At 64.1% G+C, this 26239-nt stretch carries 28 protein-coding genes; 3 read left to right on the forward strand and 25 right to left on the reverse strand.

The window, feature by feature from the left end; translation table 11 throughout:
- Positions 1–2 precede the first annotated feature (2 nt).
- The 25 genes from flgK to AC0NIH_RS09815 all read right to left on the reverse strand — a co-directional run bounded on the left by flgK (position 3) and on the right by AC0NIH_RS09815 (position 23811).
- Positions 3–1457: a flagellar hook-associated protein FlgK gene (gene flgK / locus AC0NIH_RS09695; protein ID WP_473465100.1), complete on the reverse strand. Its 1455-nt coding sequence runs from the start codon at positions 1455–1457 to the stop codon at positions 3–5.
- Between the two features lie 27 nt (positions 1458–1484).
- Positions 1485–2741 (reverse strand): flagellar hook protein FlgE, encoded by a 1257-nt coding sequence (locus AC0NIH_RS09700; RefSeq protein ID WP_023765758.1) that lies wholly within the window; start codon positions 2739–2741, stop codon positions 1485–1487.
- A gap of 79 nt (positions 2742–2820) precedes the next feature.
- A complete protein-coding gene (locus AC0NIH_RS09705; RefSeq protein ID WP_023765757.1) occupies positions 2821–3489 on the reverse strand; it encodes a response regulator transcription factor in 669 nt (222 codons plus the stop codon).
- 209 nt (positions 3490–3698) lie between these two features.
- Positions 3699–4286, reverse strand: coding sequence for a transglycosylase SLT domain-containing protein (locus AC0NIH_RS09710; protein ID WP_473465103.1), 588 nt, complete (start codon positions 4284–4286; stop codon positions 3699–3701).
- Positions 4216–5607 carry a flagellar hook-length control protein FliK gene (gene fliK / locus AC0NIH_RS09715; protein WP_473465105.1) on the reverse strand — a complete coding sequence of 464 codons (1392 nt, stop codon included), beginning with the start codon at positions 5605–5607 and terminating at the stop codon, positions 4216–4218. Before fliK ends, AC0NIH_RS09710 begins: the two co-directional genes overlap by 71 nt.
- A complete protein-coding gene (locus tag AC0NIH_RS09720; protein WP_473465108.1) occupies positions 5604–6971 on the reverse strand; it encodes a chemotaxis protein MotC in 1368 nt (455 codons plus the stop codon). Before AC0NIH_RS09720 ends, fliK begins: the two co-directional genes overlap by 4 nt.
- Entirely contained in the window at positions 6968–8353 is a 1386-nt protein-coding gene (locus AC0NIH_RS09725) for a MotB family protein (RefSeq protein ID WP_473465110.1), read from the reverse strand. The genes AC0NIH_RS09720 and AC0NIH_RS09725 overlap by 4 nt, the downstream gene beginning before the upstream one ends.
- Positions 8350–8976, reverse strand: coding sequence for a hypothetical protein (locus AC0NIH_RS09730; protein WP_473465113.1), 627 nt, complete (start codon positions 8974–8976; stop codon positions 8350–8352). The genes AC0NIH_RS09725 and AC0NIH_RS09730 overlap by 4 nt, the downstream gene beginning before the upstream one ends.
- Before the next feature lie 3 nt (positions 8977–8979).
- The gene (gene fliF / locus AC0NIH_RS09735; protein ID WP_473465115.1) at positions 8980–10623 is read right to left on the reverse strand and encodes a flagellar basal-body MS-ring/collar protein FliF; all 1644 of its coding nucleotides are present in this window, start codon (positions 10621–10623) and stop codon (positions 8980–8982) included.
- Positions 10624–10753: 130 nt separating this feature from the next.
- Positions 10754–11824: a flagellin N-terminal helical domain-containing protein gene (locus tag AC0NIH_RS09740; protein ID WP_023778469.1), complete on the reverse strand. Its 1071-nt coding sequence runs from the start codon at positions 11822–11824 to the stop codon at positions 10754–10756.
- 266 nt (positions 11825–12090) lie between these two features.
- Positions 12091–13074, reverse strand: a complete 984-nt coding sequence (locus AC0NIH_RS09745; protein WP_023765749.1) for a flagellin N-terminal helical domain-containing protein — start codon at positions 13072–13074, stop codon at positions 12091–12093.
- Positions 13075–13325: 251 nt separating this feature from the next.
- Positions 13326–14057 carry a flagellar type III secretion system pore protein FliP gene (gene fliP, locus AC0NIH_RS09750; RefSeq protein WP_023765748.1) on the reverse strand — a complete coding sequence of 244 codons (732 nt, stop codon included), beginning with the start codon at positions 14055–14057 and terminating at the stop codon, positions 13326–13328.
- Positions 14054–14545: a flagellar basal body-associated FliL family protein gene (locus AC0NIH_RS09755; RefSeq protein ID WP_023765747.1), complete on the reverse strand. Its 492-nt coding sequence runs from the start codon at positions 14543–14545 to the stop codon at positions 14054–14056. Before AC0NIH_RS09755 ends, fliP begins: the two co-directional genes overlap by 4 nt.
- A gap of 17 nt (positions 14546–14562) precedes the next feature.
- Positions 14563–15273 (reverse strand): flagellar basal body L-ring protein FlgH, encoded by a 711-nt coding sequence (flgH, locus tag AC0NIH_RS09760; protein ID WP_023778466.1) that lies wholly within the window; start codon positions 15271–15273, stop codon positions 14563–14565.
- Positions 15270–15854 carry a MotE family protein gene (locus AC0NIH_RS09765; RefSeq protein WP_473465120.1) on the reverse strand — a complete coding sequence of 195 codons (585 nt, stop codon included), beginning with the start codon at positions 15852–15854 and terminating at the stop codon, positions 15270–15272. Before AC0NIH_RS09765 ends, flgH begins: the two co-directional genes overlap by 4 nt.
- Before the next feature lie 3 nt (positions 15855–15857).
- Positions 15858–17099 (reverse strand): flagellar basal body P-ring protein FlgI, encoded by a 1242-nt coding sequence (locus AC0NIH_RS09770; RefSeq protein ID WP_473465122.1) that lies wholly within the window; start codon positions 17097–17099, stop codon positions 15858–15860.
- Positions 17096–17644 carry a flagellar basal body P-ring formation chaperone FlgA gene (flgA, locus tag AC0NIH_RS09775; RefSeq protein ID WP_473465125.1) on the reverse strand — a complete coding sequence of 183 codons (549 nt, stop codon included), beginning with the start codon at positions 17642–17644 and terminating at the stop codon, positions 17096–17098. Before flgA ends, AC0NIH_RS09770 begins: the two co-directional genes overlap by 4 nt.
- A gap of 2 nt (positions 17645–17646) precedes the next feature.
- Positions 17647–18435 carry a flagellar basal-body rod protein FlgG gene (gene flgG, locus AC0NIH_RS09780; protein WP_013893214.1) on the reverse strand — a complete coding sequence of 263 codons (789 nt, stop codon included), beginning with the start codon at positions 18433–18435 and terminating at the stop codon, positions 17647–17649.
- Positions 18436–18445: 10 nt separating this feature from the next.
- Positions 18446–18769: a flagellar hook-basal body complex protein FliE gene (fliE, locus tag AC0NIH_RS09785; RefSeq protein ID WP_473465127.1), complete on the reverse strand. Its 324-nt coding sequence runs from the start codon at positions 18767–18769 to the stop codon at positions 18446–18448.
- A complete protein-coding gene (flgC, locus tag AC0NIH_RS09790) occupies positions 18766–19182 on the reverse strand; it encodes a flagellar basal body rod protein FlgC (protein WP_023765742.1) in 417 nt (138 codons plus the stop codon). Before flgC ends, fliE begins: the two co-directional genes overlap by 4 nt.
- Positions 19183–19184: 2 nt before the next feature.
- Positions 19185–19565: a flagellar basal body rod protein FlgB gene (gene flgB, locus AC0NIH_RS09795; protein WP_023778463.1), complete on the reverse strand. Its 381-nt coding sequence runs from the start codon at positions 19563–19565 to the stop codon at positions 19185–19187.
- A 171-nt stretch (positions 19566–19736) separates the two neighbouring features.
- The gene (locus AC0NIH_RS09800; RefSeq protein WP_473465130.1) at positions 19737–20582 is read right to left on the reverse strand and encodes a hypothetical protein; all 846 of its coding nucleotides are present in this window, start codon (positions 20580–20582) and stop codon (positions 19737–19739) included.
- Entirely contained in the window at positions 20563–21963 is a 1401-nt protein-coding gene (gene fliI, locus AC0NIH_RS09805; RefSeq protein ID WP_473465132.1) for a flagellar protein export ATPase FliI, read from the reverse strand. The genes AC0NIH_RS09800 and fliI overlap by 20 nt, the downstream gene beginning before the upstream one ends.
- A gap of 1 nt (position 21964) precedes the next feature.
- Complete coding sequence (gene flgF, locus AC0NIH_RS09810) at positions 21965–22687, reverse strand: flagellar basal-body rod protein FlgF (protein ID WP_473465135.1); 723 nt, start codon at positions 22685–22687, stop codon at positions 21965–21967.
- 2 nt (positions 22688–22689) lie between these two features.
- Complete coding sequence (locus AC0NIH_RS09815; RefSeq protein ID WP_473465138.1) at positions 22690–23811, reverse strand: DUF1217 domain-containing protein; 1122 nt, start codon at positions 23809–23811, stop codon at positions 22690–22692.
- Positions 23812–23969: 158 nt separating this feature from the next.
- Here AC0NIH_RS09815 and motA point away from each other — a divergent pair, with 158 nt between their 5' ends.
- Genes motA through fliN form a run of 3 tightly spaced genes read left to right on the forward strand, consistent with a single transcriptional unit; the run spans position 23970 to position 26230 of the window.
- On the forward strand, positions 23970–24845 hold the full coding sequence (gene motA, locus AC0NIH_RS09820) for a flagellar motor stator protein MotA (RefSeq protein ID WP_023765737.1): 876 nt from the start codon (positions 23970–23972) through the stop codon (positions 24843–24845).
- Between the two features lie 32 nt (positions 24846–24877).
- Positions 24878–25825 (forward strand): FliM/FliN family flagellar motor switch protein, encoded by a 948-nt coding sequence (locus tag AC0NIH_RS09825; protein WP_473465141.1) that lies wholly within the window; start codon positions 24878–24880, stop codon positions 25823–25825.
- Between the two features lie 18 nt (positions 25826–25843).
- Positions 25844–26230 (forward strand): flagellar motor switch protein FliN, encoded by a 387-nt coding sequence (fliN, locus tag AC0NIH_RS09830; protein WP_013893224.1) that lies wholly within the window; start codon positions 25844–25846, stop codon positions 26228–26230.
- Positions 26231–26239 lie beyond the last annotated feature (9 nt).

The following is a 26239-nucleotide window of genomic DNA, read 5'->3' on the forward strand; positions in this document are numbered from 1 at the left end:
CTTTATCCCACCGCGCTCAACAGCGCCGTCATCATGTCGTCGACTGTCTTCATCATCCGGGCCGATGCCTGGTAAGTGTGTTCGAGATCGAGCATCAGCGACATTTCCTGGTCGATATTGACTCCGGTCGCGTTGGACAGCGCGTCGGCGCTGCGCTGTGCCAATGCCTCCTTGGCGTCGGCGGCGGTCGAAGCCTGCTGGCGCACGCTTTGGAGCCAGCCGATCGAATTGGCGGCGTAGTCGGAAACGCTGGACGTTGCCGAAATACCCGCCGCGGAATCGAACGGCATCGGCTTGTCGAGTCGGTCGCCATAAGCGATCAGGAGGTTGGAATAGGAGGCGCCGCCCGTGGTGTTCGCGACATAGGCCACACCGTTGGCGCCGCCATCGCGCAGCAATGTCGGGTTGCCGCCGACGCTTGGATCCATCGCGGCATTGATGCCGATCGTGCCGGCAAGGCCGTTGACGAGCGTGCCCGCCGCCGGGACGGCCGGCGCGCCCGACCAGGTGAACAGGCCGGCGGCGTTGGGCATCGACGGGGCGGTCTCGGCAAAGGCGGTGATCAAGCCGCGCGTGGTTTCGTCGAGCTGGCTCTGCATGGTCGAGGCGACGCCGTCGCGCAATTGCAGCAGACCGGCAAGCGTGCCGCTGGCGGTTGTGTTGCCACCGGTTCCCGCCGAAATCGGCACGTTGTCGATATAGACGGTGTTGCCGGCGGCCCCGGCGGCATAGCCGGCCGCCGGCGTGAAGCTCACCGTGCGCGGTATCGTCTCGAACAGCGTCGTGCCGTCGCCCGTGGTGATGACCATGTCGTTGTCGCCGCGCGTGAAGGTCGAGATCGGAACATAGTTCGAGATCTTCTTCAGCAGCGCGTCGCGCTGGTCGAGAGCGTCGGAAACATCGGTGCCGGAACGGGTTCCGGACATGACTGCCTGGTTGGCGTCCTCGAACTGGCCAAGCAGCGAGTTAAGGTCCTTGACCGCCGTGTCGATCTGGCCGTCCGTCTGGGTTCGAAAATCCTGAATGGCCTTGGAGCCTTCATTCAGGGAGCGCACGACCTGCTTGGCCGCATCGATGACGCTCGAGCCGAGATTCTGATTGGACGGCGATGTGGCGTAGAGCTGCAGCGCCTGCTGCAGATTGGCGATCGCCGTCGAGGGCGATGACGCGTTGTCGACACCGTTGACCGAAACATCCAGCTGATCCATGCCGCTGTAGAGCGCGTTCTGACCGCTGTACGCCGACAGGGCACCAAGGTTCTGGCGGAACAGCAGGTCGTTGGCCGCACGCTGGACGTCAACGAAACGAGCGCCGGGCGCCGTGCTGGTGATGACGGAGATGCGGCGCGTGTAATCCGGATTGGAAGCGTCGGCGATGTTGTGCGAGACAACGCTGGTCTGCCGCGCGGTATTCATAAGCGCCGATTGGGCGATACTCAATGCGGAGGATAGCGACATGCTGGTCTTTCACGGGCGACGCCCGGTTTATCTCTTCAGGTTGACAAGGACGTCCATCAGGTCGGAACCGGTCTGGAAGACTTTCGAATTGGCGGTGTAGCTGCGCTGCGCCGCGATCATGTCGGTGAGTTCCTCGGCGATATCGACATTGGAGTTTTCGAGCGCGCCGGAGATGATGGAACCGGCTTTGCCTTCGTTGGCGAAGCCGACACGGACCGCGCCGGAATCAGTGCCCTGGGCATAGACGTTGCCGGGAAGAGCCTTGAGCTGGTCCGGGCTCTGAACGTCGGCAAGCGGTATCTTGTAGAGCGGCTTGGAGGTGCCGTCCTTGTACTGGGCGTAGATGGTGCCGTCCTTGCTGATCTGGACCTTGTCGATGGTGCTCGGCGCGTTGCCGTTGACCTGGGCGTCGGAAACGGTGAAGCCGGTCCCGAGCTGGGTCAGCGTCGACAAATCGAGATTGAGGCTCGCGCCGCCCGGCACGGTGAATGAAACGCTGGTGGGCGTGCCGGTGAGTTTGCCGGTCGTGGTATCGAAGGTCAGGTTGGCCGTGCCGAGTGCGCCGCCGGTGTAGGGGAACGATGTTCCGGCCGTCGCCTTCGACTGGTCGAAAACCGCCACCTGCCAGGTGCCGGTACCCGTGTTGGTGAAATAGACGTCGAGCAGCTTCTTGTTGCCGAGGTTGTCATAGGCGACCATTGACGATTTCGAGGTGTACTGTGCGGTGGCCGCGTTGGCGCCGGGCAGGTTGGCAGTGGCGACCGCTGTCGCGCCTGCAGGCAGATTGCCGCTGAAGCTGCCCGCGGTGCTCGGAGTCGCGGTCAACCCCTGGTCGGAGATGACAACCGGCTCCAGACCTTCGAAGCCGTTCACTGTCGCGGCCGGCGTGCCGTTGGCGTAGCTGTAGGCCATCAGCTGGAAGCCGGCCGCGTTGACCAGGCGGCCCTGCGCGTCGGGAACGAAGGCGCCGGCGCGGGTCAGATAGGGCGTACCGCTGGGATCCTGGACGACAAAGAAGCCATCGCCGCTGACGGCAAGGTCGGAGACGGAGGTGGTGTATTGGAGCACGCCCGGATCGCTGACCGCCTGCCGGATCGTCGTGGTGACGCCGCCGGAATTGTAGGCGCCACCCGTCGACGGCATGATCAGCGTCGAAAATTCGGCGGAGGATCGCTTGTAACCGGTGGTATCGGAATTGGCGATGTTGTCGGCTGTCGTCGACAGGCGGTTGGCCTGTGCGTTCATGCCGGAAACGCCGGTCCGCATCATTCCGTAGAGGCTCATCGAGATGTCTCCGCAATATCCATGCCACTGGCGGCGAGGCTACGCGCCTTGTCTTGCGCGAAGCTGGCGCGATACGGCATCAGAACACCAGCCGGTAGCCGAGGAAGCGTTTGGAATCGATCGGGTCGGTGCCCAGCTTCTCGCGCAGCTTCTTGCGCAGTTTGCTGATGTGACTCTCGACCACGTTCTCCTCGACCTCTTCGTCGAAGATGCCGTAGATGGCGTTGAACACCTGGGTCTTGGTAACCCGGCGGCCGCGGTTGCTCGCCAGATATTCGAGGATGCGGCGTTCACGGCGCGGCAAGGGCAGCGGCTGGCCGTCGATCTCGGGATCGCGGCCGTCCATGAAGATGCGCATGGCGCCGATCTCGGTGTAGGCGACGTCCTCCTGGGCGCGGCGGCGGATGGCGGTGATGCGGGCCAGGATCTCTCTGATGTGGACGGGCTTGCGGACGACGTCGTCAACGCCGCTCTCGAACAACCGCAGCGTGTTTTCCAGCGAATGCTGTTCGCTGAGAGCAATGACAGGAGCTCCGGTGCGGTCGCGGATATGGCGTGGAGAGATCGAGCCTTCGCGGCAGTCGCCGATAAGGAAGGCGCGGACCGAGCGCAGATCGGCGTCGGCGGCCGAGTTCACCCACTCGCCAAACTCGCCGGGCGCGAAACCCGCGCAGGCGACCCCCTCGCGGTCGAAAAGTGAATTGTATCCCTCTGTTACGAGCTCTCGCTCGTCAACGATAACGATCATCGGCCCCGCCTCCGAATCAGCACATTTGCCCCGTGGAAAGAGGCGTAACCGGTGGCGGGAATCCTGAACACGGTCATTTCTTGTAACTAGTTTCTTGGGAGTCTGGAATCGTGCCGGTTGCATTAGCGTGCAGCCAAATATGCTTGAGGGCCAAGTCAAAATGGAGCCCCGGTGCAGTGCGGCTAGCATATTGGAGGCTGAAAATACGCCTATGGGTTGCAGAAGGACCGGGCGTTGGTTGTCCATTTGCCAAAACCGGTGGCAACCATGTTGGCGATGACCCGGCAGACATAGACCTTCTGCGCCGGGTCGTTGTCGGGACCGGCATGATAGCGCGCGACAGCCATCGACCAGGTCTCGTGGCGGGCATGGAGACCGGCCAGGAAACGTGCCGCGTAGTCGACATTCTGGCGGGGGTCGAGCATGTCCTCGACGCTGCGGAAATGCGAGGCGTGGTAGTGATGATTGATCTGCATGCAGCCGAGATCGATCAGCGTCTTGCCCTCGCGCTGGGCGTTGGCGAAGGTGGCAAGTGCCTCGGTTCGGCTTTTCGGGAAGACTGCTTTTCCTTCTATGTTCAAAGCGTTAGGCTGAAGGCTGCCTTTCTTGCCGGTCTCTGTCAGGCCAACCGCGTAGAGGATGCCGGCGGGTATGCCGTAGCGGTCGGCGGCACGCAGGATCTCGGGCTCGCAGGGATTGGTGGCGGCGGCGGCGCCGCCCGCAAGGCTAGATAAAGATATCGCCGCCAGCGCGCTCGCGAGAAGGCGAAACGGCGCGGCCGTGTGCTTGCGCGTCATCGTGGTTACCCCTTGCGGATTGCTGGCCCGGTTGCTGGCCGCCGGCTCCACCATTGCCGCCGCTGGAATTTCCGGGCTGAAAGGACGACTGGTCGCGGCCAGGCACCGCGGTCATCGACGCGGTTGCATCCGCCCGGGTTGTAGCCGCAACGGCCACCGACGGTTGCATGATGGTGACCTTATCAACCTCGAAGCCCAGCCCGCGCAGCGACTTGACGATCGCCTCGCTATCGCTGGAAAGCCGACGGTAGGCATCGTGTGTTTCGGGCTTCAGTTCAATCGAGAGTTGTTCTCCGGAGAGACGAAGGTGTGCCGTGACCATGCCCAGTTCGGCCGGGTGGAGTTCGATCTTCAACACATGTGTCGGAACGGCAACAGGGCTGGCCAGTTGGGTGGCCGCGGAAGCCGTCGAATGCACCTGCTGCGGGCCGCCATCGGCGGTTATGGCGCCGATCACGCTGAGCGCTGCCTGGCTCATCGGCGCTTGCGGCGGGGCAGGGAAGCTGCGCTCGGAAACCACGTCGATGCGCCCGGCCGTCGAGAGCCGTTTTCCTGTTTCGGAACGCACCGAAGACTGAACGTCGGCGATGGACTTCAGCTGTGGCGCCGCCTGTTTCGGATCCACGCCCGGCACGTCGGCCGGGGTCGTCTCCGGCAATGGGCCGGCGGCGATCGCATTGTCGCGCCGTGGCGCGCCAGCAGCGGCGTCGCGCGCGGAAGGGTCGTCAAGTTTCGTCAGCGGCCCGTCGACGAGCGACGCCCGCTCAGGCTTCGACATAGGTTCGACGTCGCCATTACCGGCGGCCGACTTCGGCCGGTAGCCCTTGGGCACAACCTGCCCGTCGACAGCGGCGTCCTGGCCGGTTTCGCCGACGTCGGCCGACTTGGTCGATGTCGAGAAATGGCGCAGGTCATGAAACGCCATCAGAAGCGGCAGATGATCGTCAAGCGGCGTTGCGCCGGCGTCGGACACTGGTGTTTCAGCGTCAGTGTCCTCGGCAGCCCGGGCATCCTTGCCGTCCTTCGTGGATTTCGCCGCCGTCAATCCGGTCGGTGCGGCCCGTGCGGCCCGCGCTTTGCCGTCCGGCATCGGCTTGTCCTCGCCCGTCTGCGCCGCAAGGCCAGCGGCGAGCTTGCTCCAGCGCGGATCGCGCGACCCGGCCTCGGTCGGCGGCTGCTTTTCCGGGCGGGCCGGGTTCGCGCCGGCGTGCACCATCTTGCCGAAGCCGTCATCATCCTTCTTTCCCGGCACGGCCGGCTGGTCCGCCGTGGTGCGCGCGGCGGTAAATCCTGGCAGGCCTGGGCCGAGGCTGGGTGTCATTTCGGGGCGGCTCCAAGCATTTGGTCGATCAGGTCGAGCTGTCGACGGGTTTTCACCATGGCGGCGTCGGTCGGGTCGGTCTTGTCAGGGCTGGCCGAGGCTGCGGGCGCCGAGGCCGGGAGGACGGCTGCGGTTTCGGCCGAAGGAACCGGCGCGCTCGGCGCAACGGTCGCGACGCCATCGGCTGGCGCAACCGCGGGCTGTTCGGAGGCAGCGCCTTCGACGGGTGGCAACCCGGCGGAGTCGGCGGCCTGCGCGGCGGTAACTTCGGGTTGCTTCGGTGCAGCTGCCGCGGGCGCCGGACTTGCGGCTGGAAGAGAAGCGGGTGGCGCCACCACTTCACCGGCGATGGTCTGTGCGGCGTCGAGCAGGTCGCGGTCACCATCCGACAGCTTGCTGCGGTCGATCTTGCCGAGCTTGGCGCGCACATCCTCGATGGTGTCCGAGGTCACGGTGGACAGGCTGGAATAAAGCAGGGCGCGCGGATCGTCCTGATTGGTGTTGCCGTCGCGGCCCTGTTCGGCGCGCGTCGAGGCGAAGCCCGACAACTCGTTCAGGCCATCGATCGCGGCACGGCGGGCGATGCGCAGATAGATCACCTTCTCGCGCTCGGGATCCATCATCGAGGTGATGTCGGCCAGCTTGTCCTGGCTGATCGACATGTGCAGCGCGATGACCCCGGAGACGAAGGAATCCGCGAACTGGCTGGCATAGGGCGAATAGAGGTAGCGCTCGACATATTGCGTGGAGGCAAGCGCGAAACGCGCCGCGTCGCCTTGCGCCACGGCAATGCCGACCGAGCGCCGCAAGGCCGCTTCCTCGACCAGCGTGCCGGGGCTGAGCAGTTTGGCCTCATCGAGCAATTTGAGTGCCGCCGCCGGCTCGTCGCCGGCTAGGAGCGATCCCTTGACCAGGGCCAGGAATGCGCCGAGATCGCCGGGCAGCGCCATCGGATCGATCGGCCCGAGGGCTTTGATCGCGTCGCCGGGCCGGCCATTCAGATAGTCGATCACGCCCTTGGCGATGGCCAGGCCACCCGGATCGGCGGCGGCACGCGACACCGCTGCCTCGACAGTCACCGGATTGCCGCCGCTCATGCCATAGACCAGGAGCGCGCGAAAATTCTTTGGGTCCTGGAAATCCTGCGCATCCGCCTCGCGCAGACGCGCATCGGTCATCTCGAGCAGCTTGGCCTGCATCGGCATGGCGGCGTGATCGCCGGCGGCGATGCGGTCCTGGATGAGTTGCAGCGAGCGCACCAGCTGATAGGGTTGCAGCGCATCCTGGGCGAAGCCGGACGATGGATGTCCGGCGGCCAGCAGCAACAGGCCCATCATGCGGCTGGTGACGGCCACCCGTCTCATCCGCCGGCCGCCATCAATATCTCGATGCGACGGTTGACCGCCGCCATGGGATCGGCCGCATCCTTCGGCTGGCGGTCGGCGAAGCCTGCGACTTCGGTGATGCGGCGTTCGTCGACGCCGCCGCGCACGAGCATGTAGTAGGCGGAATGGGCGCGCGCCGTCGACAGCCGCCAGTTGTCGTAGCTGTCGCTGCGGAAGGGGCGTGCATCGGTGTGGCCGTTGATGCTGATGGTGCCCTTCTGGCTGTTGACGATGCGGCCGATCTTTTCCATCGCCAACACCAGTTCGCGGCTCGGCAAGGCCGAGCCGACTTCGAACATGCCGAAGTCGAGCTGATCGGTTATGGAGATGACGACGCCCTTGTCCGTGGCTTCGACCGAGACGCCGTCGTGCAGCTTGTCGCCGGGCTTGAAGGCATCGGCCAGCTGCCGCTTGACATCGGCCGCCGCCTTCAGCGCGGCGGCAGTCGGTGCCTTTTCCGCGGCTTCGGGCTTCGCGGCTTCTCGGCTGGCAAGGGTGGCGTCCGCCTTGGCCGCTTCCGCGGCGTTGCCTTCTCCAGCCTCTGCATTGCTGGCCTTGGTATCGCCGGCCTTGATATCGCCGGGCTTGACATCGCTGGCCTTGGCCATCGTCGCGGCCGCATCCTTGGCCAAGGGCTCGAGGGGCGCGTCCTTGAGAGGCGGTGCCGGCGGCACGGCCTTGATTTTGGCGACCTGTGTCTCGGCGGCCTTGTCGCCGGGCTTGACCGGGTCGCCTTCGATCCTGGGGCGCTGGGCACTCGCCTCGGCGCCCGGTGCCGCGACCTGCTGCGACCAGAAATCCGGCTCGAAGGGATCGCGATAGGATGCGCCACCGGAGGCGCCGGTCGCCGGGCCGGCACTTTGCGCGCCGCCGTCGCCCTTCTGGCTGACGTTCTGCATGACGCCGGTGTCGGTGGCGATCTCCGAGAGCACCGCGTAAGGGTCGGCGAAGAGATGCTCGTCGGACCTCTCCGACTGCTGTTGTTCCTGCTTGTCCTGTTTGCGTTCGGATGTTCCCGCGCCACCGGTGCCGTCCTGCCCGCTCTTGCCTGTCGCCTGTTGCGGGCTTTCGGCGGTCGCGCCGATCGCATTCGGACCGTCACCAAGGTCTTCCAGGCCCTTGCGGCTTGAGTTGCGGTCGACCAGCTTGACGGGGTTGAAATAGCTGGCGACAGCCGCCTTGGTCTGTTCGTTGGCGGCGTTGATCAGCCACATGACCAGGAAGAAACACATCATCGCCGTCATGAAGTCGGCGAAGGCGATCTTCCAGACGCCGCCGTGGTGACCTTCGTCGTGGTCGCTATGGGCATGCCGCACGATGATGATCTCGTGCCTGCCGTGATCGGCTTCAGCGACGCTCACGACAGAACCTCGGACAGAGTTTCCGACCACTCGGCCATGCGGGTCTCGAACACCGCTTCGTCGATGTTGACGGTCAAGTCGAAGCCGGGCGCCTCGGTGAAGTCGAGATTGGCAGTGCGCGGCCCGAGCGATGCCTTCAGCGTTTCGAACAGCGAGAGCGGCCCGCGCACGGCGATACGCACTGCTTCGCTGTCGCCGACAGCTTCACGAACCGCGCCGGCCAGCGCCTCAAGCGAACGGTTCTGCACATCGTCGCTGACGACGCCGCCGATGATGCGGGCGACCGTGGCGGCGACGAGGTCGGTGACACGCGCCTCCATGGCGTCGATGCGCGACGACACGGCGTTGCCGACATCGCCGCCGAAGCTCTCCAGAAAGATCCTCGCTTCCTCGGCATTGGCCTGGCGCTCCGCTTCCAGCGCGGCTTCATGGGCGGCCGAGAAGCGTTCCGTGAGTGTGGCCTCCGCCTGGGCAACCGCCTCGGCGATCAGAGTGCCGATATCGGCCTGGGATGCCGCCGGTTCAGGGGCCCGCCGAAGGTCGGCCGTGGCCTGAGGCGGGCTGACACGCTGCGCGCGCGTACCGAAATCAGGGAGGAGATCGAAAAGGGTTGCGGAGGGCATGGTCTAGGCCGCGACTTCCGGGGCCGCCCATTTGCGCAGGATCTGCGCGGTGCGTTCCTCGTTGATGTCGACCATGCGGGCAAGCCGCTCCTGCGGCGCGGGCCTGATTTTCTGGCGAAGATCGTCGAGCGGGGTGGCGCCGGGCCTCGCACTGGGCAAGGCGCCGACGGCGGCATTGGCGGAAGCGGCTGCCTCCGGTGTCGGTAACGAGCGCTGGACCTCATCGAAGTTGGGGCCCGAAATAGCGGGCGTCGCCTTTGCCGTCAGCGCGGCAGACATCGGCCGCAGGCCGAAGAAGGCGACCAGGAACACCACGACGATAAAGGCGCCGGCATTGATCAGCGTGCCGGCGTGCTGGCCGATGGAATCGAGCATTCCAGCTTGCGGAACCGCCTCGCCATCCAGTCCGTCGATGAATTCGACCGCCGAGACGTCGATGACGTCGCCGCGCTTGTCGTCGAAACCGGTGGCAGAGCTCACCATCTTCTGGATCTCGGCGACGCGCTTGGCGATCTGTTCGGGGGTCGCTTCCTTGCCCAGGATCGTTTTCAGCCGGTCCTGGTTGACGACGACGGCGATCGACATCTTGGTGACGGTATAGCCGTTGGAGACGGTGGCGATCTTCTTGGAGTTGATCTCGTAATTGGTGATCTCCTCCTTGCGGTCGTTCGCCGAAGAGGTCTGCGGACCCTCGGTGCTGGTCGCCTGGGTCTCCGGCAGGTTCTGCTCGACGCTGGCCGGGGTCGAAGCCTGCTTCTGGTTGCTGTTTTCATTGGCCCGCACCGACTGCACAGAGCGTTCGACGCGGGAATTCGGGTCGAAAATGGTTTCTTCGGTCTGGCGGGTGTCGGTGTTGATCTCGGCCTTGACGCTGGCGCGGAAATTGTCCGGGCCGAGATAAGGGGTGAGCGCGCGACGGATGTTGTCGCCGATCTGTGCCTCCACCGTCTGCTCGACGCCGAGCGTGCGGGCAGCACTGGTGTTGGAGGGATCATCGCCCGCGGCCAGCAAATTGCCGTTGGAATCAAGCACCGTCACCTTGTCGGCCGACAGGCCCGGCACGGCGGCGGCGACGAGATGGCGGATCGACATGGCGCTTTTCTCGGCGTCGATGCCGGAATAGCGGATGACGACCGATGCGGAGGGCTGTTGTTCGTCGCGGCGGAAGTTGGCGCGTTCGGACATGACGATGTGGACGCGCGCCGCCTTGATGCCAGCTATGGACTGGATGGTGCGGGCGATCTCGCCTTCGAGCGCACGCACGCGGGTGATCTGCTGCATGAAGGAGGTGAGGCCCATCGCGCCGACATTGTCGAAGAGTTCGTAGCCGGCATTGGCACTGGTGGGCAGGCCCTTTTCGGCGAGCAGCATGCGCGCCTGCGCCGTGGTGCCGGCCGGCACCAGCACGGAGGTTCCGTCGGAGCCGACGTCGAAACCGATGCCTGCCTCGCCCAGCACCAGGCCGATCTGGTTCACGTCGGAACGATCGAGCCCGACATAGAGCGTGTCGTAGGCAGGGCGATTGAGATAGACCGAGGCGATGCCGATGACGCCCATCACCAGGACGGCGATACCCGCCAGCATGGCAAGGCGCTTCACACCAAAACCGCGAAGATTCGAGATGATGCTCTGGATCTGTTCCGGCACGATAGAGCGACTCCCAGCATGACTGTCCGCCGGAACACTAGCCCTCGAAGCTTGTGCGAAAATGAAATCGGGCCGCGCTTGCGCGCGGCCCTTCAATTGGAAGCGGAAAGATCCGTCAGCTACGGCTGGATTAGCCGTTCTTGAAGAGCGACAGGATCGACTGCGAGGAGCTGTTGGCGATCGACAGCGACTGGATGCCGAGCTGCTGCTGCACCTGCAGCGCCTGCAGGCGAGTCGATTCCTTGTTCATGTCGGCATCGACGAGCTGGCCGACGCCACGGTCGATGGAGTCCATCAGGCTCTGCGTGAAGGTCTTCTGCAGGTCGATGGAGCTCTTGGCGGCGCCGAGGATGGTGGCTTGGTCGGTCAGCTGGCTCATGACCTTGTCGATCTTGCCGACCATCTGGGTGATGATGTCGTCGGTCACGCCGGCCGCCGTGATGTCGAGATTGTAGGCGGAAACGTTGTCGATCCTGGCCACGACCGCGCCAGCCGCGGTTTGGCCGGCCGTGTTGGCGGCAATATCGGTGGCGCCGCCGGCGAGCGCGGTCGCATAAGCGTTGTCGTACAGGCTCTGGGCGGCCGCGGTGGCATAGACGGAGGTCTGGCGATCGAGCGTGCCCTGGTTTTTGACATCGGTCGCCAAACCGGAATCGAACAGCTTGGTGCTCTCGACATTTATGTCGATCGTTCCGAGCGAGATCGCGCCCGATGAGGAGCGATTGAAGGACGAGACGATCTTGGCGTCAGGCTGGACACCGTCATTTGCGGCCGCGACCTGCGTGGATGTCACCGACAGGAAATTCGAACCCGAGAAGGTGGCGGCATCCGCAAAGGACTTCATCTGCGCCTGGAGCGCCGTGATTTCGGTCTGCGTCTTTGCCTTGGCGGCAGCCGTCTGGCCAATGGTGGAGAGCAGCTTGGTCTTGATCTTGCCGATCGTATCAAGCGCGTTGTTCATGCCGGTATAGGCGGTGTCAACCTTCGAGGCGCCGAGACCGAGTGCATCCTGCACGGTCGACAGCGCCTGGTTGTCGGAGCGCATCGTCGTGGCGATCGACCAGTAGGCGGCGTTGTCCGAGGCCTCGGAGACCCTGTAGCCCGTCGATATCCGGGCCTGCGTGTGCTCGAGCGATTTGTTGGTGGCGTTAAGGCTTTGAAGTGCCGTCAACGCCGCAGCGTTTGTCATGATGCTCGCCAAGAAACTCGCTCCTTTTTCCGAGCCGGTTTCTCAAAACCGGCATTGCCCTCGCGAGCCGCTGGCCCGCCCATGGATTGCCGTCGATTCGCCAATCCGTTGTAAGCTAATGGTTAACCATGACTAGCGCGTTATGGTTAACGGCCTGTTAAAGGCTTGCTTTCGAGAGTTAAGGAACGAGCGTTGCGCGGGGCTGGCGCAAACGCAAATCGGGCCGCGCTTTTGGCGCGGCCCGATATTCTAGTGATGTTCGTGGTTGGTGAGAGCGATCAGCCGCGGAAGAGCGACAGGATCGACTGCGACGAACCGTTGGCGATCGACAGCGCCTGGACGCCGAGCTGCTGCTGGACCTGCAGAGCCTGGAGGCGGGTCGATTCCTTGTTCATGTCGGCGTCGACGAGTTGGCCGACACCGCGGTCGATGGAGTCCATCAGGCTCGAGGTGAAGGTCTTCTGCAGGTCGATGGAGCTCTTGGCGGCGCCGAGCTTGGTGGCGGCGGTCGTCATATCCTTGAGCGCGGCGTCGACGACGGTCATCATCTGCTGGATCTGAGTGTCGCTGGCGGCCGTGGTGCCCGAGAAGATTTTCAGCGAGGCGACCGAATAGGTGTCGGTGGCCGCAGCGGCAGCGCCGAGGGTCGGGGCCGAGGCCGTTGCAGCAACACCGCTGATGCCGAGGCGGTCGGCGTCGAGGATGCCCTTCGCGGTCGGCGTTGCGCCTGCATCATACAGCTTGATGCTTTCGACATTGACGTCGATCGTCGAGATCGACACCGCGCCGGTGGAGCTGCGGTTGAAGGCCGAAACGACCTTGACGTCGGCAGCCGTGCCGGTAGCGGTGGACACCGAAAGCATGTTCGTGCCGGAGAAGGTGGCGCCATCGGCGTAGGCCTTCAGCTGCTTCTGAAGAGCGGCGATTTCGACCTGGGTCTTTTCCTTCGACGCATCCGTCTGGCCGTAAGATGCGGTCAGCTTCTGCTGGATCTGGTTGATGGTGGAGATCGCGCTGTTCATGCCGGTGTAGGCAGTGTCGACTTTCGAAGCGCCGAGACCGAGCGCATCCGAAACGGTGGACATGGCCTGGTTGTCGGAGCGCATCGTGGTGGCGATCGACCAGTAGGCGGCGTTGTCCGAAGCCTGGGAGACGCGATAACCCGTCGAGATGCGGGACTGGGTGGTGTCAAGGCTCTTCTGGGTGGCGTTCAAGCTCTGCAGCGCGGTCAACGCTGCGGCGTTCGTCATGATACTGGCCATGCTACTCGTACCTTGTTTTTACAGGTGTTTTTTTGACATACCGGCTTTCCCGGTATGACGGAGCGGCATCATGCCAATGACCGTTGTTTCGATCACCCGCCATCTGCGAGCGAATATGGCGGCAAGTCCCTACCAAAGGGCTAAACCGGAAGGTTAACTGAAAATAATTTGGGTAATTTCGACGATGCCGTGCACCCCGTCCAGCCTCTTCGGCGGACGGTGCTTCTACCGAGGCGTTACGGTGCGGACGATCAGTTGAACGAGCGCACCAGGCTGCCGACGAGCAGGTTCCAGCCGTCGATCAGCACGAAGAACAGGATCTTGAACGGCAGCGACACCACGGTCGGCGGCAGCATCATCATGCCCATCGCCATGGTGATGGTGGCGACGATCAGGTCGATGACCAGGAACGGCAGCACGATCAGGAAGCCGATCTCGAAGCCACGCCGGATCTCGGAAATCATGAAGGCAGGCACCAGGATGCGCAGGTCGACGGTGTCGCGCGAAACGGTCTGGCCTCGCTCGCGGGCGAGGTCCGCGAAAAGGTCGAAATCCTTGTCGCGCACATTGTGCAGCATGAAGGTGCGGAACGGATCCGAGATCTTGTCGAAGGCCTCGGTCTGGCTGATCTGGTTGTCCATCAGCGGCTTGACGCCGGTGTTCCAGGCCTGGTCGAAGGTCGGCGCCATGACATAGAAGGTCATGAACAGCGATAGCGAGATCAGGATAAGGTTTGCGGGTGTCGATTGCAGGCCGATGCCGGCGCGCAGGATCGAGAAGGCGATGACGAAACGGGTGAAGCTGGTCACCATGATCAGCAGGCCCGGCGCCACCGACAGCACGGTCAGCAGGCCGAACATCTGGATGATGTAGCCGACGGTGGCGCCGTCGGCCTTGCCGATGCCGCCAAGGTCCAGCTGCTGGGCCGCTGCGATCGATGTGGTGGCGCCAATCAGCGCCGCGGCGAGAAGGAATTTTCTCATTCGAGCAGAAATGTCCTGATGAGTACTTGCTTGGCGTGTCCCTGACTGCGGATCGACGCGCGTTCGTCGAGATCTGCCTTCAGGTGCTGGTAGCCGCTGGCGCCTTCGATCTGGTGCATCTTCAAGGTGCGGACGAAGGCCAGAAGATCCTGATGGATGTCCTCCGACATGGCCGGCGGCTGCGGCGCGTCATAGACCACCGACACCTCCATCCTGAGCCAGGTTTCCGCGGGCGAGGCGATGTTGGTGGTGATCGGCGCCAGTGCAACGAGGGTCGATCCCGTGCCAGCTTCATGCGTGGCGGCGGGCTCGGCCGTCTTGCCCTCATTCTCCGCAGCCGGCACCGATGACGGTGCGCCGACACCCTTGAGATAGCCGCCCGACATCCAGCCCATGCCGATGGCGGCGGCCGTCACCACCAGCAGCATGGCACCCTGGACGGCGAGGGAAGGACCCTTGCGATGCTGAAGCTGTTCGACGTTGGCCACGTTTTCGCTTCCCAATCCTAGAACGGAAGAACCTGGTCGAGAACCTGCTGGCCGTAGGGGGGTTGCTGGACCTCGGTGATACGGCCGCGTCCGCCGTAGGAAATGCGCGCTTCGGCGATGCGTTCGTAGGGGATCGTGTTCTCGGCGCCGATGTCGGCCGGCCGCACGATGCCGGCGATGGTCAGCACCCTGAGTTCGGCATTGACACGCACTTCCTGCGAGCCTGTGATCATCAGATTGCCATTGGGCAGGACGTCGGTGACGATGGCCGCCACGTTGAGCTCCAATGTCTCGGATCGCTTTATCTCACCATCGGCGGTCGTGTCGGTTTGGGAATTCAGCGCTCCAGCGCCTTTGCCGGCAGTGCTGCCGATCTTGTCCCATTGGGCGCTGATATCGAAACCGAGCTTGCGGTTGGCGGTACGGCTCCGGTCGTTCTGGTTCTTGAAGTTGGCGCGGTCGTTGATCTTGATCCTGACGGTCAGGATGTCGCCCTGAGACAGTGCCCGTGGATCGGTGAACAGCCGGCTCTGGCGATCGTCCCACAGCGAGAATTTCTTGACCGGCGCGCGCGGCGTCTCGGGATATTTGTAAAGGGACCCGGTATCGCCGCCGTCTATGCCCGAGCCGACCGGAGAGAGGGCCGGTTCCTTGCCGACTTCCTTGAGGTTGGTGCCGCAGCCGGACAGCGCAGCCACCGCGAACAGGATGAGCGTTCTGCGGATCATGACGGATCTACCCTTCGGGCTGCGCTGGCCATGATGCCGGTGAGCGTCGCCGCCGCCTTCTGGTCCATTTCATTGAGGATGACGCCAGCCTTGCGCGAATCGAGCTTCATCAGGATGGCCGCGGCCAGGTCGGCGTTGACGATTGCCAAGCGCTCGGCCGCGGCATCGGGCTTCATGCCGGCATAGATCTTGACGACGCCGTCCTCTGCCCGGGCCAGGAAGACCTCGCGCCGCTTCAGCCAGGTCTCGTATTCGGCCTTCTTTTCGTCCAGAGCCTTCATGCGCTCGTCGATACCGGCCTGGAGCTGCTTCAGCTCCTCGGCCTGCAAGGCATAGCGGCGGTCACGGGCGGCATCGGCTATGTTTGAGCAAAAGCGCTCGATCTCGCTTTGGTCCGGTGCCTTCTGCCGTGTCAATTGCTGTGGCGCCACGGCGGGCTGCGCTCCGGGCAGAACCTGGCGAACGGTATCCTCGCCGCGCGCGCTGCCGGAAAAGGACATGGCCGCAAGGGCAGCTGTGGCGAGCAGGATCGCGCCGGAGCGACGTTTTTCATGGGGTGAGAGGGAAAGGATCATCGGCATCGCCTATTGGAGAACCAGATCGGCTTGCAGGGCGCCGGCCGACTTGATGCCTTGCAGGATGGCAATGATGCCGTCCGGCTTGACGCCGAGCCGGTTGAGGCCGGAAACGAGGGTCTGCAGGTCCGGCCCGTCCAGCACGGCGACACGGGCGTCCGGCCGGCTGGCGTCGATGGCGGTGAACGGCTCGACGGCGGTTTCGCCCTTGGAGAAGGGTTCGGGCTGCACGACGCGCGGCGCTTCGGTAATGCGCACGGTCAGCGTGCCGTGGCTGATGGCGACGCGCGAAATCTTGACGTCGTTGCCGATGACGATGGTGCCGGTGCGCTCGTCGATGACGACGCGAGCCGGCGTGTCGGACTCGACCACCAGATTCTCGATCTCGGCGTAGAAGCGCGCCGCCGAAACATTCTTCGGCCGCCTGATCTGCACGGTTCGCGAATCGCGCTCGCCCGCCACGCGCATGCCGAAGCGCTGGCTGGTGTAGTCGTTGATTGCGTCGGCGATGCGGATGGCGGTCGAAAAATCGGGATTGCGCAATTGCAGCGTCAGGATCGCCTGGTCGTCGAACTCGGCTTTCACCGAACGCTCGACGATGGCGCCGTTCGGCACCCGGCCGGCGGTCGGCACGCCTTGGGTCAATTGCTCGGCCTGCCCCTGGGCGGTGAAGCCCGAAACGATGACCGCGCCCTGGCCGACGGCGTAGATCTCGCCGTCCGCCGCTTTCAGCGGCGTCATGATCAGCGTGCCGCCGGCAAGCGAGGTCGCGTCGCCCATCGAGGAGACGTCGATGTCGATGCGCGCACCCGACTGCACATAGGGCGGCATGTTGGCGGTGACGATGACGGCGGCGACGTTCTTGGCGCGTGCGCTGCCGCCTTCGGTGGCGATGCCGAGGTTTTCGAGCATGGCGCGGATCGACTGTTCGGTGAACGGCGAATTGCGCAGGCTATCGCCCGATCCGGCAAGCCCGATGACCAGGCCGTAGCCGACGAGCTGGTTGTCGCGCGAACTCTGCAGCTGGGCGATGTCCTTGATGCGCGAGGCGACCTGGCCAGGCGGCAGCGAGCTTGGCCCGGGCGAAACGCGGAACATGCGAGTGGTGGTGGCCGGATCATATTCGGGATCGTCGGAGACGCCGCCATTCCTGGCCGCGAGTTCGCGCTTGGCCTTGGGTGTCAGGCCGTCAGCCAGCGCCGGCTGCAGGCCGAGCAAGGCCGCCAGCAGAAGGGCAAGCGGACGCATCATGAAGCGCTGACCTGGATGGTTCCGTCGGCCATCACCGTGCCGGAGAGGATCTTGCCGCTGTCGCTGTTACGAACCTTGATGAGGTCGCCGGCCGAACCTGGCTGCAATGTCACGGCGGTGGCCGATATCGTCAGGCCGCCCGAGATGAAGAAGACCTGCACGGCAGCGCCCTGTTCGACCAGCCAGGCATCGCGAATGGCCGTCGAAGGAATATAGCGGCCGGGCAGCAATGTGCGCTTGGCGACCTTGCCCTGGAGTTCCTCGGCCAGCGTCGCCATCGCCTCGGGCTTGTGCTTGCCCGGGATCAGGGTCACCTGTTTCAAGGCGGTGAGCTCGATGGTCTCGCCGGGATAGATGACCCGGTTGGGGATCAGCACGACCTCGCCGACGGCTTGATTGCTGGCGATCTGAGTGGCCGATTGATTTGCCGATTGACCTGCCGATTGGTTTGTCGATTCCTGGGCGAAAGCCGGCATGCCGCCGGTCACCAGCGCAAGGACGAGCGCGGTGTGGCGGAATGCGGAGCAGGAGATCGGCATGGCCATCGTTACCTGATGTTCTTGGAGACGACGGAGGCCATGTCGTCGGCGGCCTGAATGACCTTGGAGTTCATCTCATAGGCGCGCTGCGCCGAGATCAGCTCGGTGATTTCCTTGACCGGATCGACGTTGGAGGCCTCGAGATAGCCCTGCTGGATGGTGGCGAAGCCGGGGTCGCCGGGGACGCCGACATTGGCCGGGCCGGAGGCGGTCGTCTCCTGGAACAGGTTGTCGCCGAGCGGGGCGAGGCCCGCCTCGTTGGCGAAGTTCGCGATCTGAAGCTGGCCGAGGTTCTGCAGGTCGGTCTGGCCGTCGATGCGGGCGAAGACCTGGCCGGTCTTGTTGACGATGACCTCGACGGCGTCGACAGGCACGTTGATGGCCGGAATGACACTGGCTCCGTCCACGGTCACCAACTGACCGGTGGCGTTCGTGTTGAAGGCACCGGCGCGGCTGTAGAGCGTGCCGCCATCGGCGCCCTCGATCTGGAACCAGCCCCGGCCGGTAAGCGCCATGTCGAAACTGTTGCCGGTGCTGGTCAGTTCGCCCTGGGTGTGGACGTTGCGCACGGCCGTCGTCTTGACGCCGAGGCCGATCGAGACGCCTTCCGGCACCAGCGAGGCGTTGGAGCGGTTGGGCACGCCTTGCGTGCGGTCGACCTGGTAGAGCAGGTCGGAGAATTCGGCGCGTGCCCGCTTGTAGCCGGTAGTGTTGATGTTGGCGATGTTGTTGGCGATGACTTCCAGATTCGTCTGCTGGGCATTCATGCCGGTGGCGGCGATGGCGAGTGCTTTCATGACCTGCTCCTCAGATGCCCATGCGACTGACTTCGAGATAGGCCGAAACAACCTTGTCGCGGATGGCGACGGCGGTCTGAAGCGCCTGCTGCGCGCTCATCACGGCATCGACGACCTGGCGGGTATCGGCGTCGCCCTTGAGCGCCTGCATCGACACCTGCTCGGCATTCTGCATCGTGCTGACGGTCTTGGAGGCGGCCTGGCTCAGCGCCTCGGCGAAGGACGTGCCAAGGTTGCCGGGCGCCGCGGGCGCAACGCCGCCTTGAAGCAGGTCAGTCGTAGTGTCGCCCAGACCAGGCTTCAGGTTAAGCGCGCCGATGCCGTTCACGATCATTGGTTCCTCATCAGGTCGATGGTCATGGAAATGAGGTCGCGCGCCTGCTTCACGACTTGCAGGTTGGCCTCGTAGGAGCGGTTGGCTTCGGTCATGTCGGCCATTTCGATCAGCACGTTGACATTGGGCATCTTGACGTAGCCCTTCTCATCGGCGGCTTCGTTGCCGGGCTGGAATTCGACGGGAAAGTCGCTCGGGTCGCGGTCGATCGAGTTCACTTCGACGGTCGAGCTGCCCGAGGCTCTGTCAAGTTCGGAAACGAAGCTGATGGTTTTGCGGCGATACGGGTCGGAGCCGGGCGTGGCGCCGGTCGACTGGGCATTGGCGAGGTTTTCAGAAACAACGCGCAGGCGTTCGGACTGGGCGCCAAGGCCGGATGCTGCGACTTTCAGGGCTGCGGTCAGCGCGTCCATGATCAGCTCTTAACCGCCATCATCATCATCGAGTGGAATGCCTTGACGATGGCCGTGTTGAGCTCGAAGGAACGGCGCACCTCGCCGGCCTTGAGAAGCTGGTCCTCGAGCACCACCGAATTCTTGGACGGCATGACAACACCGTCGTCTTCCTGCGGCTTGATGGCGAAGCCGGCGTTGGTGGCAGCGCTGCCAAGATGGCCGGCCTGGGTGGCCTGCAGCGACACGGCAGCACGGTCGAGCACCTTTTCGAACGGCTCGACATCGTTTGCCGTGTAACCCGGCGTGTTGGCGTTGGCGATGTTGCCGGCGACCGCCGACTGGCGCACGGCCAGCCACTGCGCTTGCTTGGCGGCGAGATCGAAAAGGGAAACGGGCTCCATGGGAATCTCCGGGCAGATGCCCCAGAGACTAGGCCGCCAGTCTTGCGCGGACCTTGCGGACGACCGCTAGAGCGGGATGCCCAAAAGCGTGACTCGGTTTTCTCGGACAAACGGGCACTGTTTGTCCAGGCATCAGGCCTTATCCCTTTCATTTAGGGCAAACCGCGTCGACTACCTGGAAAGCTCGATCACCTGGTTGGTGCTGGTGAGCATGACCCATTTGCCGTTGCGCTGTTCGATCGCCGACACCTTGCTGGAATCGGGCAATTTCGAGCCGCGCTGGACGAGCCACAGGCCGGTGTCGTCCTCGATCATGGCGCGGCCGTTGGCGACGTGGACCATACGGAATTTCGCGACGTCGGCAGGAAAGGGCTGATCGCCGGGCGGCGATGCCGGCCTTGGATCGTCCTGCACCGTTGCCGTGGCAAACAGGTCGAGATTGGCGTTGGGAACGTCCTTCGCAGTCAGCGGAGCGCTGCGTTCGGCGACCACGCCGCCACCCTCACGCCCGGAATTGGTGCCGGTGCCGCCGAACTTGATCGCCTGGACGCCGAACTGGTCCTGATTGAAGAAGATGTACCAGGGAAACAGGGCGCAGGTGAGACCGAGCGCAATGCCGAGCGCGGCAATGACGACATCGCTTCGCCGGTCGGGCTTCTTGCCCACCCTGGGAAATTGCGCCTTTGGCGGCTGGGGCCACTCGGTGACGCGGAACAGGTCGTCGATCAGCAAGTTGCGGCTGGCCTGCGCCATCTCGGCAGCCTCTACATGAGGAACCTCGTGAAGGGTGGGTCCGACAACCCTGGGCACGATAGGCTCGGCTCTGCCGGCCCTGGGCAGGATCGGCTTGACAGCCCTGGCCAGAACAGCCTCGGCCTTGGCGGCTATGGCACGAGCGGCTTTTGCCTTGGCCGCATTCGCTTCCCGTGTCCTGGCTTCCTCCGCGGCGTTCGCCTCGGCGATCATCTCGCGCAGGACGCGTTCGGTGTACTGTCGTTCACTCTCCTGGTTCGGCATTCTGCTTTCCCTTGAGATAACGGGCAAGGTCGGAGAACGGATCGGTCGAAGGACGGTCCCTGGGCGACTGCGTCAGCGCCTCGTAGATCAGCGGCACCTGGCGCACGGCAATGTCGAGCTCGGCATCGACGCCACCCTGATAGGCGCCGAGCAGGCGAATGTCGCGTGTGTCCTCGAAGCGCGAGATCATCGACTTCAGCCGGGTCACCAGGGCGCGTTGCTCGAGGCTCCACGCCTTGCCAGCCAGACGCGATATGGACGACAGCGGATTGACCGGCGGATAGCGACCCTGTTCGGCGATCGCGCGGTCGAGCACGACATGGCCGTCGAGGATGCCGCGCACGGAATCGGCGACCGGGTCGTTGTGGTCGTCGCCATCGACCAGCACGGAAATGATGGCGGTGATCGAGCCTTTTCCCTCGGCTCCTGGCCCAGCTCTCTCAAGCAGCTTCGGCAGTTCTGTGAAAACCGAGGCGGGGTATCCGCGGGCGACCGGCGGCTCGCCGGTTCCCGTTGCCACTTCGCGCAAAGCATGGGCGAAGCGGGTGATCGAATCCAGCACCAGGAGCACACGGTGGCCCTGGTCGCGAAAGTGCTCCGCGACACGCATGGCGGTGTCGGGTGCGCGCCGGCGCATCATCGCGCTCTCGTCGCTGGTGGCGACCACGGCCACGGTCTTGGCCATGCTGTCGCCGATCGTATCCTCGAGGAATTCGCGGACCTCGCGGCCGCGTTCGCCGATCAGCGCCACGACGACGGTGTCGAAAGCGTCGGCACCGGCGAGCATGGCAAGCAGCGTCGACTTGCCGACACCGGAGCCGGCAAAGACGCCGAGGCGCTGGCCCAGGCACAGCGGCGTGAAGATGTCGATGACCTTGACGCCGGTCATGAACGCCGTGCCGACCCGCTGCCTGGCCATGGCACCGGGCGTGGTGGCGCTGGCCGCCATGTCGTCACCCCTGACGAGCGGCGGGCCTCCGTCGATCGCCCGGGTCAGCGCATCGATGGTGCGGCCGCGCCACGAGCCGTGCGGAGCTACGGCGAGCGGGCCGCGGCGGAAGACGGCATCGCCAATACCGGCATCGGCACTGCGTTCGAAGGGGGCTACGACAACCTCGTCGCGGCTGATCTTGACGATCTCGCCGCGGCGCGCGCCGGCCAGGCCACGCTGCTCGACGATATCGCCCAACCGAGCGAAATCGGAAAGGCCGCGCACCTTGTAGTGCGTGGGCGTGACTTCGGTGACGAGGCCGCCACACTTGACCAGCCCGTCGGCGCCGCTGAAGCGGCGCCATACACGCTCGAGTGCAGCGAGACGGTCTTCCGGCGCCGGCTGCAGCTGTCTCTCGGGTGCGCGGATGGATGGCTGTTGGAGCGACATGCTACTTCGAGCCGAGCGTCTTGATCGCCTCATCGGTGGAGGATTCCGTCTGCCGCATCAGGGCCGCGGTGTTTTCGAAGGCGCGCTGGACCATGATCAGCCGCGTCATTTCCAGCACCGGATTGACGTTGGACTCCTCGACGAAGCCCTGGGCGATGCCGAAATCGGAGCGATCGGTGACCGGTTCGGGCGTGCGTGCCGGCACGATGCCCGAATTGCCGTAGCGCACGAAGTTTACGCCCGGATCGAAATTGTAGAGCCCGATCGAGCCGACAAGCTGGTCGTTCTGGCGCAGCGAGCCGTCGGCCCCTGCTTTGGGCGGGCCGTTGCGCGGGTCGAGCTGGATCGGCGCGCCGCCGGCATCGAGCACCGGATGGCCCTCGATCGACATCAGCTCGCCATTCTCGTTCATGGAAAACCGGCCGTCGCGGGTCATAACAGGGCCGGCGGGCGTGTCGATGGCGAACCAGGCGTCGCCCTGGATGGCGAAATCGAACGGGTTGCCGGTCTCGGTCAAGGGGCCGTGGGCGCCGGAAAGATAGGTCTTGCCGGACGAAGCGAAGGAGACCGACTTCTGCCCGGTGCCGGACACCACGTCCTCGAATTTCACGCCCGTGGCGCGAAACCCGACAGTATTGGCGTTGGCGACATTGTCGGCGATCGTGTCGAGCCGGCGCTCGAGCGCCATTTGCGCGGAAAGGGCGACGTAGAGACTGTCCCGCATGGTCAGAACTTCAACTTCTGCATGGCCATCATCAGGTCGGTGGAGATGCCCGACGTGACCGGCTTGGCAAAGAGCACGCTGATCGACGACACCGCGGTCGAGGTCGGGTTGTTGATCTCGTACATGCTGGTGAAGCGGGTCAGGAACTTGGTGAGCTTCGCGGGGTCGGTGAAGTCCGTGAGGTCGAGCTTCTGCTCGAACAACTGCGCCTGCTTGTCGATATCGGCGGTGGCAAAGGAATCGGGCAGGCCGAGCGCGGTGCGCACGACGCTGGCAAGAGCGGTGTCGGCCAGCACGTCGTACCAGCTGGTTATGTCAGGCGCCTTGCGTTGGAAATAAAGCGCCAGCCGCACGCCCTGATTGGTCTGGCCGGCATCCTCTTCGAGCGTCTGGCGCAGATACTTGTCGACGGTCGGCTGCTGCGCGGGATTGATGGTGGTGGCGTTCTCGCCATTGGCTTCGAAATTGAAGGCCAAAGCCAGTCCCGCGTAAGCTGGGTTCGTCTGCTTGTTGGCGACGCTGTCAGGGTCGCTCACCTTGCTTTGCAGGACCTGCTTGATCAGGTCCTTGTCCTCGGTCGCGGAGTCCAGACCATATGCAGCCAGCGCGTAGGTGTAGAGCCGGCTGTTCGACATCAGATCGTCGACGGACTTCACCTTGGTGATGTTGGCGAGATAATAGGTCGTCTCGCCCTTCACATAGTCGGAATTCGGATCGAGACCGGCGATCTGCGCCTGCGTGGCGTAGTTCTTCGTCACCAGCTGCTGCGCCTTGTTGTAGATCGTCGCATCGGCGCCGTTGGCGGCAAAATTAAATGCGCTGACGAACTGGGCATAGCGCTTGTCGGTCAGCTTGTTGGCGAAACTGTCGGGATTGGTGACGCCTTCCTTGAGCGCCTTGACCATGAACGCCTTGGCGTAGTCCATGTCTTCAAGCCCGTAGGCCTTCATGGCATATTTGAACAACCGATCGTTCTTGACGAAATCGTCGATCGATCTCACCTTGGTGATGTTGGCGAGATAATATTGCGTATCGCGATCGACCGTCGGCTGTTTCTCGATCCGGTCGATCGACTTCGAGATGTCTCTGGTGATCAACTGGTAGCTGGTAAAGGTATTGAGCAAGGACGCGCCTCCGGCCGAAGCAATGCCAGCACAATAGCGCCACTTCCTTGCGCGAAACTGAATCGCCTCAATTCGTTCCATGGCGGCTCCGATTCAAGCCTCACACAAGGCACGGGGACTATCCCTTGCACCTGATGTGAAATGCGGAAGGACCTGTCGTGGGCATTCTGATTGGACTGGTGGTGACGCTTGGCTGCGTCCTCGGCGGCTTCATGGCCATGGGCGGGCATCTGCACGTGCTGGTCCAGCCGTGGGAAGCCGTGGTCATCTGCGGCGCTGCACTCGGCACCTTCCTGGTCGCCAACCCGATGAAGACGGTCAAGGATACCGGCAGGGGCATCCTCGAGGCCTTCAAGCAGGCGGTGCCGAAGGAACAGGATTACCTGGAGACGCTCGGCGTGCTGCACAGCCTGATGCGAGAGCTGCGCTCGAAATCGCGCAGCGAGGTCGAGGCGCATATCGACAATCCGGAAGAATCGGCGATCTTCCAGGCCTTTCCGACCGTGCTCAAGAACCACGATTTGATGGCCTTCATCTGCGACTACTGCCGCATCATCATCATCGGCAATGCCCGCTCGCATGAGATCGAGGCGCTGATGGACGAGGAAATCCAGACCATCAAGTCCGACAAGATGAAGGCCTATCACGCGCTGGTCGCGGTCGGCGACGGCCTGCCTGCGCTCGGCATCGTCGCCGCCGTGCTCGGGGTGGTCAAGGCGATGGGCGCGCTCGACCAGTCGCCGGAAATCCTCGGCGGCCTGATCGGCGCCGCCCTGGTCGGCACGTTCCTCGGCATCTTCCTGTCCTACGCCGTGGTCGGGCCTGTCGCCACCAAGATCAAGACGGTGCGCGAGAAGAAGAACCGCCTCTACATCATCGTCAAGCAGACGCTGCTCGCCTACATGAACGGCGCCCTGCCGCAGGTGGCGATCGAGTTCGGCCGCAAGACCATCTCGTCCTATGAGCGGCCGACCATCGACGCCGTCGAGCAGAGCACGATGAACACCGGCGCCGCCGAGAAGAAGGCCGCCTGAGCGATGCACGACAGATCGGTGCCCACACGGTCATGACCAGTCCAGGCAGCCCCGCGCAAGCGCGCTCGCTGATCATAGAGCGTCTGGTCGGTGACAGCGGCGAGGCCGATCAGGTCATCGACGCCGGCCGTGCCATGGCCGAACGCGCCGTGCCGCTGCTGCAGAAGGGACTGTCGAGCGGGCTTGGCGTCCCCGTCATCGTCGATCTCAAGGCGGTCGAGGTCAGCCGCGTTACCGAGGCGCGCTCGCGCGCCGGCGACAATTTCGCCATGACCGTGGTCGGCTCACCGGCTTCGTCGGACGCGATGACACTCGTCATCGACGCAGCCGCGATCGCGATCATGGTCTCCACGTTGTTTGGCGGCGACCCGGACATGCCGGTGTCGCCGATCGAGCGCGACCTGTCGCCGCTCGAGGCCGATGTCTCGACCATGGTGTTCCAGGAGGTGGCGCAGGCGCTGAACGGATCGGGGCAGCGCTCGCTCGAACTGCGACTGCCGGCCCCCAGGGCCATGTCCGGCATCGAGGCCAGGCGGCATGTTTTGCGCGACGGCGCGGCAATTCGCATCGTCCTTGGCATCTCGACGCCGGTCGACAGCGGCAGCATCACGGTGACGATGCCGCAGCGTATCGTGCTGGCCGGCCGCGACGGTATCGCCAGCGCCAGCGAGGCCGATCCCGGCACCAGTTGGCGCGCACGCTTTTCTGAAGAGGTGATGCGCTCGACGGTGGCGCTCGAAGCCACCATGCCGCTGGCGCGGCTGACGCTGGGCGACCTTGCGAGGCTGGAAGTGGGCCAGGTCATCGATTTCGAGGAAACGGCGCAATCGCGGGCTCGCCTCGGCGCGCGCGGCCAGACGCTGTTCGTATGCGAGTTCGGCAAACTGGGGCAGAATTACACCGTCCGGATCAGGCATCCCTTCGATGCCGGGCAGGACTTTATCGACGGGTTGATGCCGGCTGGCGCCGGGCGCGCCTGAGCATTTTGGAGACGATACATGGCCAAGACCAAGGCAGAACCAGACCTCGACCAGCCGGACGAGCAGCTCGACCGCGCCATCGAGGAATTGCGTGGGGTCCTGCATGAAGAGGAACAGCGCCCAGACGCAGCCTTCCGGGCCGCGGCGGGAGCCAATTCCAGCGTCATCATGAACATCCCCGTCGATGTCCAGATCATTCTCGGCAGCACCGAGATGGCTGTGTCCGACCTGATGGCGTTGCAGAAAGGGTCGACGGTCGCGCTCAACCGCCGCATCGGCGAACCGGTCGACGTCGTCGTCAACGGCCGCAAGATCGCGCGTGGCGAGATCACGGTGCTGGAAAGCGATCCCTCGCGCTTCGGCATCAGGCTGACCGAAATCATCGCCGGTACGAAGGGCGCCTAGACATGGTTT

The sequence above is a fragment of the Mesorhizobium sp. WSM1386 genome (genome assembly GCF_055901595.1).

Bases quoted from the DNA above. Each gene is read 5' to 3' on its own strand.
- flgB (WP_023778463.1), bottom strand. From the start codon at position 19,565: ATGGAGCCCGTTTCCCTTTTCGATCTCGCCGCCAAGCAAGCGCAGTGG.
- flgG (WP_013893214.1), bottom strand. From the start codon at position 18,435: ATGAAAGCACTCGCCATCGCCGCCACCGGCATGAATGCCCAGCAGACG.
- fliK (WP_473465105.1), bottom strand. From the start codon at position 5,607: ATGACACCCAGCCTCGGCCCAGGCCTGCCAGGATTTACCGCCGCGCGC.
- flgA (WP_473465125.1), bottom strand. From the start codon at position 17,644: ATGGCCATGCCGATCTCCTGCTCCGCATTCCGCCACACCGCGCTCGTC.
- AC0NIH_RS09770 (WP_473465122.1), bottom strand. From the start codon at position 17,099: ATGATGCGTCCGCTTGCCCTTCTGCTGGCGGCCTTGCTCGGCCTGCAG.
- AC0NIH_RS09700 (WP_023765758.1), bottom strand. From the start codon at position 2,741: ATGAGCCTCTACGGAATGATGCGGACCGGCGTTTCCGGCATGAACGCA.
- AC0NIH_RS09745 (WP_023765749.1), bottom strand. From the start codon at position 13,074: ATGGCCAGTATCATGACGAACGCCGCAGCGTTGACCGCGCTGCAGAGC.
- AC0NIH_RS09825 (WP_473465141.1), top strand. From the start codon at position 24,878: ATGACCAGTCCAGGCAGCCCCGCGCAAGCGCGCTCGCTGATCATAGAG.
- AC0NIH_RS09710 (WP_473465103.1), bottom strand. From the start codon at position 4,286: ATGACGCGCAAGCACACGGCCGCGCCGTTTCGCCTTCTCGCGAGCGCG.
- AC0NIH_RS09720 (WP_473465108.1), bottom strand. From the start codon at position 6,971: ATGAGACGGGTGGCCGTCACCAGCCGCATGATGGGCCTGTTGCTGCTG.
- flgH (WP_023778466.1), bottom strand. From the start codon at position 15,273: ATGATCCGCAGAACGCTCATCCTGTTCGCGGTGGCTGCGCTGTCCGGC.
- fliN (WP_013893224.1), top strand. From the start codon at position 25,844: ATGGCCAAGACCAAGGCAGAACCAGACCTCGACCAGCCGGACGAGCAG.
- AC0NIH_RS09765 (WP_473465120.1), bottom strand. From the start codon at position 15,854: ATGCCGATGATCCTTTCCCTCTCACCCCATGAAAAACGTCGCTCCGGC.
- flgC (WP_023765742.1), bottom strand. From the start codon at position 19,182: ATGGACGCGCTGACCGCAGCCCTGAAAGTCGCAGCATCCGGCCTTGGC.
- flgF (WP_473465135.1), bottom strand. From the start codon at position 22,687: ATGCGGGACAGTCTCTACGTCGCCCTTTCCGCGCAAATGGCGCTCGAG.
- AC0NIH_RS09705 (WP_023765757.1), bottom strand. From the start codon at position 3,489: ATGATCGTTATCGTTGACGAGCGAGAGCTCGTAACAGAGGGATACAAT.
- fliI (WP_473465132.1), bottom strand. From the start codon at position 21,963: ATGTCGCTCCAACAGCCATCCATCCGCGCACCCGAGAGACAGCTGCAG.
- fliP (WP_023765748.1), bottom strand. From the start codon at position 14,057: ATGAGAAAATTCCTTCTCGCCGCGGCGCTGATTGGCGCCACCACATCG.
- AC0NIH_RS09730 (WP_473465113.1), bottom strand. From the start codon at position 8,976: ATGCCCTCCGCAACCCTTTTCGATCTCCTCCCTGATTTCGGTACGCGC.
- AC0NIH_RS09800 (WP_473465130.1), bottom strand. From the start codon at position 20,582: ATGCCGAACCAGGAGAGTGAACGACAGTACACCGAACGCGTCCTGCGC.
- flgK (WP_473465100.1), bottom strand. From the start codon at position 1,457: ATGTCGCTATCCTCCGCATTGAGTATCGCCCAATCGGCGCTTATGAAT.
- fliE (WP_473465127.1), bottom strand. From the start codon at position 18,769: ATGATCGTGAACGGCATCGGCGCGCTTAACCTGAAGCCTGGTCTGGGC.